Genomic DNA, 10,640 nt, shown 5'->3' on the forward strand with positions numbered 1-10,640 from the left:
CACAGAACGGGCGTCACTTCAACCCTTCCCGCGCGCATCCCCCTCCCGCGTGGCGGCCGTCGCGTCGAGGAGGAGGGAGATGGGCTTCCAGAGGAGGGCGGTCTGCTCCACCATCTCGCCGCCCACGCGGATGCCTTCCCGCCCCACGGGCTTGCCGCCCAGGCGCCGGTAGAACCATCCGGAGGCATTGGCCGAGAGCACCCAGAGCATCGCGGAGGCGCAGCCGATCGCCGAGAGATGCGCCGCCGAGGCGCGCATCAGCCGGCGCCCGATCCCCTGCTCCCGCCAGTCCGGGAGAAGATAAAGCGTCTCAATCTCACCTTCGGCGATGCCCTCGCGCCGGGCACGGCCGGCGGAGCAGAACCCCACGGGCTCCCCCCCGGGGGCGCAGGCGACGAAGACCGCCTCCCCTCCCCGCCGCGCCAGCATGGCGCGCAGGTAGCCCGCCGCGATGCGGCGCTCGTCCAGGCCGGCGAGATAGGTATCGGGCAGGATGCCGGGATAGCTGTCCTGCCACGCGATGCGGTGGATCGCGCCGATGGCCGCCGCATCCTCTGGCCGCGCGCGCCGCACCTGGATCATGCAGCAGCCCCGGCCATGGCGGTTTCCTAGGCTTGCCGGCGCAGCACGGCGGCGAAGAAGCCGTCCGTACCGTGGCTATGCGGGGCCAGGGCCATGTGCTGTCCCTGCCCCGGCGGCGAGCCATCCATCCCCGCCTCGGCCCAGGCCTCGGCGAGCGGCACGGCCGTGAAATCGGCATGGTGGCCCAGGAAGTCCCGCACCTGCTCCTCATCCTCCCCCGGCAGCACGGAGCAGGTAGCGTAGATCAGCTTTCCGCCCGGACGCACCAGCGAGGCGGCCCGATCCAGGATGGCGCGCTGCTTCGTGATCAGCTCATCGTAGTCAGAGAGGGTCGTCCGGAGCCGCGCGTCCGGGTTGCGCCGCCAGGTTCCCGTTCCCGTGCAGGGCGCGTCCACCAGCACGCGGTCGAAGGTGGCGGCGCGGCGCTTCACCCAGCGGTCCCCGGCCTCCAGCAGATGCGTCTCGGCATTGTCCACCCCGGCCCGGCGCAGGCGCTTGGCGGCGCCGGTCAGGCGAGGGGCGGAGACGTCGAGGGCCGCGATCCGGCCCCGGTTGCCCATGGTCGCGGCCATCGCGAGCGTCTTGCCCGCGGCGCCCGCGCAGTAGTCCGCCACCTTCATGCCAGGGCGGGCATCGGCCAGCAGGGCGATGAGCTGGCTGCCCTCGTCCTGGATCTCGATCAGCCCGTCGGCGAAGGCCTGGGTGGCCAGCACCGGGCGGCGATCGGCGACCCGCAGCCCCCAGGGGGAGAGAGGCGTCGGGGTGGTGGGAATCCCCTCGGCGGCGAGCGCCTGGGCGGCGGCGTCGCGGGTGGTGCGGAGCAGGTTCACCCGGAGATCGAGCGGCGCCGAGCCCTCCAGCCCCGCCGCCGCCTCGGGCAGCGCCTCGCCGAAGCGGGCGCGCAGCCCCGGCAGCGCCCATTCCGGCAGGTTGAGGCGCGTGGCCTCGTCCATCCTGGGGTGCAGGTACGGGCGGCCCTCGATCTTGGCGAGGAGGCGGCGCTCATCCCCGCTCAGCGGCCCCTCGGCGTACTGGCCCCCGTTGAAGGCGGCCTCCACCCCGGCGAGGCCGCCACCCTCCACGAGCATCATGTGGGCCGCCATCAGCAGCCGGCCGGTGGGCGCAGCACCGACATGGTCGAGGTGCCAGTCCAGCCGGGCGCGCTCGCGCACGACGCCCCAGGCACGGTCGGCGACGGCGCGGCGGTCGCCGCCGCCGATGAAGCGGCGGGCGCGGAAGAAGTCGTTCGCCACCGCGTCGGCGGGGCGCCGGGGGGCGGATTCCAGCGCGTCGAGCAGGGCGATGGCGGCGGAGATTCGGGCGTTCGGGGTCATGTCACACAGATGGGGGCGTGCCGCCGGGATTGCGGCGCGCGGAACCCCTACCCCTCCTGCCGGTAGTTCGGGGCCTCGCGCGTGATGGCCACGTCGTGGACATGGCTCTCGCGCAGGCCGGCGCCGGTGATGCGGCGGAAGCGGCAGTTGGACTGCATCTCGGCGATGGTGCCGTTGCCCGTGTAGCCCATGGCCGACTTCAGCCCGCCGACGAGCTGGTGGATGACATTGCCCACCGGCCCCTTGTAGCCGATGCGCCCCTCGATCCCCTCGGGCACGAGCTTCAGGCTGTCCTGCACCTCGGACTGGAAGTAGCGGTCGGCCGAGCCGCGGGCCATGGCGCCGAGGCTGCCCATGCCGCGGTAGGACTTGTAGGAGCGGCCCTGGTAGAGGAACACCTCGCCCGGCGCCTCGTCGGTCCCGGCGAAGAGGCTGCCCATCATCACGCAGTCCGCCCCGGCCGCGATCGCCTTGGCGATATCGCCCGAGGTGCGGATGCCGCCATCGGCGATGGCGGGCACGTCCCTCTCCCGCGCGGCGGCGGCGCACTCCATGACGGCCGTCAGCTGCGGCACGCCGACGCCCGCCACAATGCGGGTGGTGCAGATGGAGCCCGGGCCGATGCCGATCTTCACCCCATCCGCCCCGGCCTCGATCAGGGCCTGCACGGCCTCGGGCGTCGCCACGTTGCCCGCGATGATCTGGACGGAGTTGGAGAGGCGCTTGATCGTCTCGACCGACCTCAGCACCCCCGCCGAGTGGCCGTGGGCGGTGTCCACCACGATGATGTCCACATCCGCGGCCACCAGCGCCTCCGCCCGCAGCCTCCCGTCCTCGCCCGTGCCGGTCGCGGCGGCGACGCGCAGGCGGCCGAGCGCGTCCTTCACCGCGTTCGGGTTGGCCTGGGCCTTGTCCATGTCCTTGACGGTGATGAGGCCGACGCAGCGGCCGCGCTCGTCCACCACCAGCAGCTTCTCGATCCGGTGCTTGTGCAGCAGGGCCCGCGCCCGGTCCGGCGTGACCTCCGTGGGGACGGTGACGAGGTTCTCCCGCGTCATCAGCTCGTAGACGCGCTGGTTCGGGTCGGTCGCGAAGCGCACGTCGCGGGAGGTGACGATGCCGACCAGCCGCCCCGTCTCCGGCTCCACCACGGGGATGCCGGAGATGCGGTGCCCCTCCTGCAGGGCGCGGACATCGGCGAGGGTCTGGTCGGGCTGGATGGTGACGGGGTTCACCACCATCCCGCTCTCGAACTTCTTCACCCGGCGGACCTGGGCCGCCTGCTCCTCGATCGTCAGGTTCTTGTGGACCACGCCGATCCCGCCGGCCTGGGCCATGGCGATGGCCATGGCGCCCTCCGTCACCGTGTCCATCGCGGCGGCGACGAGGGGGATGTTCAGCCCGATCTCGCGCGTGATGCGGGTCCGGGTGTCGGCCCCTGCCGGCAGGACGGTGGAGTAGCCGGGGACGAGCAGGACGTCGTCGAACGCATAGGCCTCCTCGAAGCGGGCGAGGAAGCGAGGCGGGGTGGTGTCGGGTGCCATTGAGCGGGGGGCCTCTCGGGAGACGGGCGGCGCTGCCTTGGCGATCCCTCCTACGCCCCTTGCGCCCCGCGCCGCAAGGCCGGGCTCATGACGGTGGCGAGACGCTGCTCCTCGCCGCGGGCGGGTGTCAGCCCCCTGCCCCGCCCCGGAAGCCCTGGGCGACCACGTACATCTCCGCGCTGTCCTTGCGGCTGGCCGGGGGCTTGGCGTGGCGGACGGTGGCGTAGTCGCGCTTGAGGGCGTTGAGCAGGTCCCGCTCGGTCCCGCCCTGGAAGACCTTCGCCACGAAGGCGCCGCCGGGGGTGAGGACCTTGCGGGCGAAGTCGGCGGCCAGTTCCACCAACGCGAGGATGCGGATGTGGTCGGTCGCGTTGTGGCCGGTGGTGTTGGGCGCGATGTCGGAGATGACGAGGTCCGCCGTGCCGTCAAGCGCCTCCAGCACGGCGCGCTCGGCCGCCTCCTCGTTGAAGTCGCCCTGGAGGGTGATGGCGCCGGGCACGGGGTCCATGGGCAGGATGTCCAGCGCGACGACCTTGCCCCGCTCCCCCGCGCGCTTCACCGCCACCTGGGTCCAGCCGCCCGGGGCGGCGCCGAGGTCCACGATGCGCTGGCCCGGGCGGAAAAGGCCGAAGCGCTCGTCCAGCTCGATGATCTTGAAGGCGGCGCGGGAGCGCCAGCCCGCGGCCTTGGCGGCCTTCACATAGGGGTCGTTCAGCTGGCGCTGCAGCCATTTCTGGCTGGCGGTGCTTCGGCCCTTGGCGGTGCGCAGCCGTGTCGAGAGGTTGCGCTCGCCGCCCGGGTTGCGGGATTCGGTCACGGGATAGGGGTCCTCGGGTGTTCAGCCGCCGCGGCGGGGCCGGCGCCGCTCGCGCATCGCCCGCAGCAGCAGTCCCTCGCGCAGGCCGCGGTCGCAGACGGTGAGGCCCGCGGCCGGCCAGACCTTGCGGATGGCGGCGTAGATGGCGCATCCCGGCAGGACGAAATCAACCCTCTCCGGCCCAATGCAGGGATGCGCGGCCAGCCCCTCCCTGCCCATGCTGCGGAGGGCCTCCAGGGCACGGTCGGCGCACCCCATTTCCAAGTCGTGCCCATCGATGGCGGCGCGGCTGTACCGGGGCAGGTCCAGCGCGATGCCGGCGAGGGTGGTGACGGTGCCCGAGGTGCCCATCAGCCGCACCCCGCCCGCCCGCATCTCCTGCCGGATGCAGTGGACGGAGTCGAAAGCCTCGAAACGGGTGGCGACCTCCTCTACGACCCGGTCGAAGCCCTCCCCCGCGAAGCAGGCCGCCCCGTCCCGCTCCACCAGCGTCACCACGCCGAGGGGGACCGAGATGGTGCCGATCAGCCGCGGCCTCTCGGACTCGTCGGTCCGGATCCAGGCGATCTCCGTGGAGCCACCGCCGATGTCGAAGAGGAGCGCGCGCCGGTCCTGCGGACGGAACAGGGGCGCACAGGACTCCATGGCGAGTTCCGCTTCCTCGCGCGCGGGGATGACGCGGATGGGGGCGCCGAAGGCCCGCTCCGCCCGCTGGATGAAGCGCCGCCCGTTGGTGGCACGCCGGCAGGCCTCGGTGGCGACGGCGTGCACGGCCTGCACCGGACGGCGCGCCAGTTTCTGGCCGCAGGCCTCGAGCGCCGCCTCCGCCCGGTCCATCGCGGCGTCCGAAAGAGCACCTGTGGAACTCAGCCCTTCACCGAGCCGAATGATCCGGCTGAAGCTGTCCAGCACGCGGAACCCCGCCGGGCCGGAGGGACTGGCCACGAGAAGCCGGCAATTGTTCGTTCCGAGATCGAGCGCGGCGAAAAGCGGCGTACCCTGCAAGGCGCCGCGCCACGCACCCGAAGCCGCCCCGGCAGGGGCGCTCGACGGGGCGGTGATGGGCGGCACCGGGGGACCTTCCCCCCGCCTGCCCCCCGGCGATTGCGGCGCGTTCCGGGTCTGCATGGCACTGGGTAACTGATGATCCTCTTGGAGATAGAACGGAGCAAGCTCTTATTCCAGCGGGCGCGCCAGATAGCCGCTTGCAGTCCCCCACGCACCGGGCTATAGGGCGCGCCGCCTGCCGTGGGGAATAGTTTAACGGTAGAACTCCCGACTCTGACTCGGGCAGTCTTGGTTCGAATCCAGGTTCCCCAGCCAACCCTCCTCTAGGGTTCGGCAGATCAGCAACATAGCCTCGTATATCCAGCATTGTCGGCGCCAACCGGGCCAACCGGCCGGGTGTCGCACATGGGTGTCACACAAAGCTGTCACACCATAGTGCCCCCAGCCAGACGGTCCTGACTGGGGATCCGATGAGGCACCACGCCCACATCCGGCGGCGGGGCAACCTGTGGTACTGGAGACGTCGCCTGCCGGGGGCAGGCCGTGGACGCTGCATCGATCTCTCCCTCGAGGTGGAGGGCCGCGTTCCCGCCCGACGCCTGGGAGCCTTCATGGACGCCGCGTTCGAGCAGTTGATGGACCGGGAGCCCGGCTCACTGGATCCTGTCGGCAGCGAGGCGGCCGTGATGCGGGCTGTTCGCGACGAGGTTGTTCGGCGCGCCACCGAAGCCCGGCGCCGCCGCGGCCCAGATCCCATCCAGCGCGGCCGCCCACCGATGCCGGAGGCGTCGCTCCCGGACGCGGTTGCCGCCCAGCTCGCGGCCTACGTGTCGGGCCTGGAGGATGCGGACGAGCCCCTGCCCGTTCCGGCCGATCTCGCCGCCGCCCTGATTGCTGCGTTGCCCTCTCCCGCCCCGCACACTGCCTTCCCCTCTCGCACGGCCGCGGCGAAGGAGCGGTCCCTCGCGGCGCTCGGCCGGGCGGCCTTCATGCGGGGCGAGTTGGCCTCTAATAATCTTGCGACGGTCGAGCCGCTCGTTCGCGCCGCCCTGGAGCGCGCGGGAACACCCGCTCCACAGGTCATTCCTCCGGTGCTGCTCGAGGCCGGCATGCATGGTGCCATGGCAGGGTTCCGCGAGGTCGCTGCCCAGGAAGTGGCCTTCAGGCCTAATCCAGGCGGAACCGCTCAGTCGGTGGAAGCGCAAGGTCCGACCCCCGCCCCACCCCCTTCGGCCCTGCCCCATCTGGGAGCCGCCGCACGTCCGCCGGCACCGCCCGCCAGACCCGCCCCACCCGCGCCGCTGTCGCCCGACACGCCGCTTTCGGTCGCGTTCCATGCCTTCCGGAAGGCCAAGCGAGTGGACCGGGCCTGGAAGCAGGATGCGGAGCGGGATGCCGAGACCACCATCCGCCTGTTCACCGAGTTCTTCGGCGACCTGCCCCTTCGCGGGATCACGCGCGAGCTGGTCCGGGAGTTCCGGGGCAACCTCCTCGAGGTCTGCTCGGACTGGGGACAGGCCGCGGAGTATGCGGATCCTACCGACCCAAAGGGCAACCGGCGCGTGGACGCGAGAGAGGTGCTGCGTATCTCGCGCTCTCGGCCAAGCACCGTGAAACGCCTCTCGACCAAGACGATCAACAAGAACACGAGCGCGCTGAGCGGGCTCTGGAAGTGGGCGGAAGCCGACGCCGGCTGCGAGGGCCTGCCTAATCCCACCCAGGGGATGCAGAAGAAAGGAAAGGGCGCCGCCCAGCGCCAGGCCGCGAGGGAGGCGCGCGAGGCGTTCCGCGTTTCCGAAATCCAGCAGGCGTTCACTTCGTCTCTCTGGAGGTCGTGGTCGCCCCTAGATGCCGCCCTTTCCGGCCTGCGTCCTGCGGGCCAGGCGTCCCGTTACTTCGGCGTTCTCTTCGGCGCCTACATGGGCATGCGGGAACGTGAGATCGTCCAGCTTCGCCGGGGCGACGTCGAGGTGCACGGAGACGACCTCGTCCTGCTCCATGTGCGCCCTCTTGCCGGAGCCGACTACGCGGCCGAGCTCGGCATCGGTCGTCACCGCCAGGCGGAGCACGAGAACGTCCTCAAGACGGTCGCGGCGGACCGGGTTGTCCCCGTCCACCCTGTCGTCCTCCGTTTGGGGCTCCTCCAGTACCTCCGGCTCAGGGGCGGGTCAGAGGCTGATCTTCTCTTCGATGACGTGGCCTCGCCCGAAAAAGGGGCGCGGAATCTCTCGCGGTCATTCCTCGCGCTTCGCCGCACGCTGGGCATCACGCGGCCGGCCCTGGACTTCCACTCCCTGCGACACTCGGCCCGGACGATGCTGAACGGCCTGCGTGTGAGCCGGGACGACCTCGACCTCATCTTTGGCCACGAGAACGCGTCGGACCGGAACCATGTCCGTGAGGTCTACCAAAAGGGGAACTGGCATCGGCCTCTCGCTGTTGCTCTCGCGATGCTGACCTGGGGTGTTGGGGAGTTCGGCGAGGACCCGCGCGCGCTGGATCAGATGCGGCGCGACGGCTTCGTTTTGTGCAAGTGACCAAGGCGGCGTATTGGTCCCAGTCTGTACGCCACGCTGGACCGGCGCGCCTTTGGGGCGCGTGCTGATCACACGCCCGTTCCCGCTCCGCTTGGGGGGAAAAGGTCGTTCGACAGGCCTGATCACTTGTCTTGGGACCGGGGTTGGTAAGGTGGTGCGTGCGCGAGGCTTCACCGAAACGGAAACAGGCAGGGAAGGACAGGTCTCTACCAACGTGCTTCATCACCCACTGGCCGCTACCGGTGTCACGCCGAGCCATGCACTTCCGCTGAGCGCCCAGAGCAGCCGATCCATGGCTGCAGTCGCCTTCCCGAAAGCGGTCGAAGCGTACCTAGTCTTTGGCGGGCGATGGAGTGGGCCCTTGGGAGCGGGCCAGGAAGGAAGACGCCAAACGCCTCTCCCTTTGGCCTTCGTGGCCACACTGTCTCGGGCAGGTGGCCAATGTGTTTGTCCAACCTAATCGATTAATCCCGTTCGCGGATGCCTGTCGCGTTGTAGATGGCGTTTGCCACCGCGCCCCCGACGCTGCGGAGTCCGCCCACACCCTTGGCCTTCATCGGCGAGGAGATGGTTGCAACCTCGTCGAGGAAGATTACCTGACGGTGGGGGATGTCGGCGTGGACCGGCACTTCGTAGCCGGCAAGGTCTTGGTTCACGAAGAAGCCTTGGTCCCAGCTCAAATGGGGCGGGGAACCTACTCCATGACGTCGAGATTGCGGCGGCGGGTGTTGAAGGGGACTGACTCAGCGTCCTCGACCATCGTCTTGTCGACCAGAGCCGGGCGGCCTTGGACGAGCACGCCGGAGGAGGCAGGGGTCTCGGCGGGCTCGCGCTGGTCGGCCTACCGGATCTCGGGGATATCGACCTCACGCAGCGCATTGGCACGCATCTCGGCGGCGGTGCTCACCCGCTTTAGGCGGTTCCGTGCCTGACGACTGAATCTACCGGCCACTCACCCTGTCTGACGCAGTCACCATAACCGGCAATCATTATGAAATCGTATATATATGGGCTGACCGGTTTACGACCTGCTTATGTCACGGGCGGGCTGGCGTGTGGACGGCTGATGTTGGTGGTTGGAGAATGGACGGACCGTGTGCACGAAGGCAACTCCGCGCTGGCCAAGGGACTATCACGGCAAAAGCACCGGGAGATATGACGTTAGTCGACTGCAGACTTCCCTTGTGCTGTTGCGGCCGGTTCGGCCGCACTCTCCAGGGAGGCCAGCTCGCTGAGCCGATGAAACAGGCTGGACGGCTGATAGCGATTTCCTCCGTCCACCGTCGGTACCTCAATAAGAAGTCCCGTGCGCGTCAGCCCCGACATCAACGCTTTCAGCTCTCCGTAGTTAGGTACCACGTTAGGAACCATCTTGCCGGAGTAGGCCATGTTAGCGGTGCGCTCGACCGCATCCTCCTTAGGCCCAAGGTCCGCTTTCTCCGCTTCCTGCCAGCTTCGATAAAAGGTGCCGAGCGCGATAATCTCCGCGTGTCGCATGCCAGACAGGATTCGCGCATAGGACGCGAATTCGGCCGGCGACAGGTCGTCCTGTTCGAGCTGCCCGGCGATCACCCGCGCCAGCAATCGGAGGCTACCTTCCGCCTCGCCTTCCATGGCCATCCGGGCATGCATGGCGATCATCGGCGCGAGCTGCTCGGCCTGCTCAGGCGTGGGCTGTGCTGCCCGCATTTCCTCATCCAAGATGTTCGCGCTCCTCTTCCGATAGGCGGCGAGACCCTTCTTTAGCGCGAACGCTGTCAGATTGCCCCCGTAGGGCATCTACAGGCCGATAGCGTCGGCCGCAGCCGCGATGGCGGCCTCGTCCCCATCCTGCACGCGCCTCTTCAGCTCTTTCGCCTTGGCTAAGCCCGGAACCTTCATCACCGACGTCCTCTTGTAGCGAGGTCTGCGCTCGCGGGAGCGAGCTGGTGCGGTTACCTCACCGGTAGAGGCTGTTGCGTTCCTTGCGGGTCGGGGCACGAACGAGGACAAACACCCGGCCGTTGGAGGCGATGACCCTCTCGGCCGTGAGAGTGCCGTCTCCCGGCGCGACGCTCGTAGCAAATACCGTTACTGTATCGCCAAACACCATCGACGATTCTGTGTAGTATTTCTGCATGTGGTCCATGCCCAGCTTATCGTCGAAGACGATATCGCTTCCGTTAATGAAGTCCTCATTTTGCTCCTCTTCGGGAGTAGCTCTACGAAGCTCTGCCAATGTCTGCTCTCCCAACAACGCACGCGATCATGTATTATTTTTGGTCATCGCCTCCGGCTGCTAATGGTGGCCAGTTGGAGAGATGCCAGCGATGCAAACGTTCGAAGTGTCGGCGCGTCTCCTTCACCTCAACGAGAAACCCTTGAGCCTCGGTTGGCAACCCCTACTGTCTCAGGCCATCGGCTCGGCGTGTGAACAGCCGGTCTGCATCGAGGTGAGTATGTCTAAGGAAGACAGGGCAGAAGTTCTTAATTCGGGACCCGCGCCCTTCGAGCTACGACAAGACGTGAGAGGATCTCAACGGCGCGTACGGCGAGGCTTTTGACCTTTTGGCGGGAAGGCTGCTGCAGTTCTGGGCGTCGGGCCGCGCGGTCCTGCCGCTGTTCTTCCTCTGCAGCCACTCCATCGAGCTCTCTATCAAGAGCGCCATCCGGGAATGCGCTGAAGTGCTGGGCGAGACGCCGGATATCGCGGGGCACAGCCTCGCGCGCCTCTGGAACTGGTCTTGACCTTAAACCTGGAAACTGGTCCGGGCTTTCTGAGAGTTTTCCGGCAGGGATGTTGACCTGAAGGAGGACGGTCCGGTGAGGAAGAGCCACT

At 68.7% G+C, this 10,640-nt stretch carries 10 protein-coding genes and 1 tRNA gene; 3 read left to right on the forward strand and 8 right to left on the reverse strand.

What is annotated here, in order from left to right:
* Positions 1-18: 18 nt before the first annotated feature.
* From FHS87_RS08725 to FHS87_RS08745, 5 genes are all read right to left on the reverse strand, one after another.
* Positions 19-582 (reverse strand): GNAT family N-acetyltransferase, encoded by a 564-nt coding sequence (locus tag FHS87_RS08725; RefSeq protein ID WP_184516436.1) that lies wholly within the window; start codon positions 580-582, stop codon positions 19-21.
* A 26-nt stretch (positions 583-608) separates the two neighbouring features.
* Positions 609-1,916 carry an RsmB/NOP family class I SAM-dependent RNA methyltransferase gene (locus tag FHS87_RS08730; RefSeq protein WP_184516439.1) on the reverse strand — a complete coding sequence of 436 codons (1,308 nt, stop codon included), beginning with the start codon at positions 1,914-1,916 and terminating at the stop codon, positions 609-611.
* 47 nt (positions 1,917-1,963) lie between these two features.
* A complete protein-coding gene (gene guaB, locus FHS87_RS08735) occupies positions 1,964-3,460 on the reverse strand; it encodes an IMP dehydrogenase (protein WP_184516442.1) in 1,497 nt (498 codons plus the stop codon).
* A 127-nt stretch (positions 3,461-3,587) separates the two neighbouring features.
* Entirely contained in the window at positions 3,588-4,277 is a 690-nt protein-coding gene (locus FHS87_RS08740) for an RlmE family RNA methyltransferase (protein ID WP_184516445.1), read from the reverse strand.
* A 21-nt stretch (positions 4,278-4,298) separates the two neighbouring features.
* Entirely contained in the window at positions 4,299-5,348 is a 1,050-nt protein-coding gene (locus FHS87_RS08745) for a Ppx/GppA phosphatase family protein (RefSeq protein WP_312861931.1), read from the reverse strand.
* A 178-nt stretch (positions 5,349-5,526) separates the two neighbouring features.
* On the opposite strand from FHS87_RS08745, the gene FHS87_RS08750 reads away from it, so the two are divergent.
* Both FHS87_RS08750 and FHS87_RS08755 read left to right on the forward strand, forming a co-directional pair.
* Positions 5,527-5,600 (forward strand) — tRNA-Gln (locus tag FHS87_RS08750).
* A gap of 296 nt (positions 5,601-5,896) precedes the next feature.
* The gene (locus tag FHS87_RS08755) at positions 5,897-7,822 is read left to right on the forward strand and encodes a tyrosine-type recombinase/integrase (protein ID WP_184516447.1); all 1,926 of its coding nucleotides are present in this window, start codon (positions 5,897-5,899) and stop codon (positions 7,820-7,822) included.
* Positions 7,823-8,286: 464 nt separating this feature from the next.
* Here the strand turns inward: FHS87_RS08755 and FHS87_RS08760 are convergent, their stop codons facing one another.
* The 3 genes from FHS87_RS08760 to FHS87_RS08770 all read right to left on the reverse strand — a co-directional run bounded on the left by FHS87_RS08760 (position 8,287) and on the right by FHS87_RS08770 (position 10,040).
* Positions 8,287-8,502 (reverse strand): hypothetical protein, encoded by a 216-nt coding sequence (locus FHS87_RS08760; RefSeq protein WP_281394333.1) that lies wholly within the window; start codon positions 8,500-8,502, stop codon positions 8,287-8,289.
* Between the two features lie 481 nt (positions 8,503-8,983).
* On the reverse strand, positions 8,984-9,523 hold the full coding sequence (locus tag FHS87_RS08765; protein WP_184516448.1) for a hypothetical protein: 540 nt from the start codon (positions 9,521-9,523) through the stop codon (positions 8,984-8,986).
* Positions 9,524-9,761: 238 nt separating this feature from the next.
* Positions 9,762-10,040, reverse strand: coding sequence for a hypothetical protein (locus FHS87_RS08770; RefSeq protein ID WP_184516449.1), 279 nt, complete (start codon positions 10,038-10,040; stop codon positions 9,762-9,764).
* Positions 10,041-10,369: 329 nt separating this feature from the next.
* Here FHS87_RS08770 and FHS87_RS08775 point away from each other — a divergent pair, with 329 nt between their 5' ends.
* Positions 10,370-10,549 carry a hypothetical protein gene (locus FHS87_RS08775; protein ID WP_184516450.1) on the forward strand — a complete coding sequence of 60 codons (180 nt, stop codon included), beginning with the start codon at positions 10,370-10,372 and terminating at the stop codon, positions 10,547-10,549.
* Positions 10,550-10,640: the final 91 nt, after the last annotated feature.

The organism is Muricoccus pecuniae, from assembly GCF_014199205.1.
In the GTDB taxonomy this organism is placed as follows: Bacteria; Pseudomonadota; Alphaproteobacteria; order Acetobacterales; family Acetobacteraceae; genus Roseomonas; species Roseomonas pecuniae.

Coding starts and splice junctions, on each gene's coding strand:
- FHS87_RS08725 (WP_184516436.1), bottom strand. CDS start 582: ATGATCCAGGTGCGGCGCGCGCGGCCAGAGGATGCGGCGGCCATCGGC.
- FHS87_RS08730 (WP_184516439.1), bottom strand. CDS start 1,916: ATGACCCCGAACGCCCGAATCTCCGCCGCCATCGCCCTGCTCGACGCG.
- guaB (WP_184516442.1), bottom strand. CDS start 3,460: ATGGCACCCGACACCACCCCGCCTCGCTTCCTCGCCCGCTTCGAGGAG.
- FHS87_RS08755 (WP_184516447.1), top strand. CDS start 5,897: ATGGACGCCGCGTTCGAGCAGTTGATGGACCGGGAGCCCGGCTCACTG.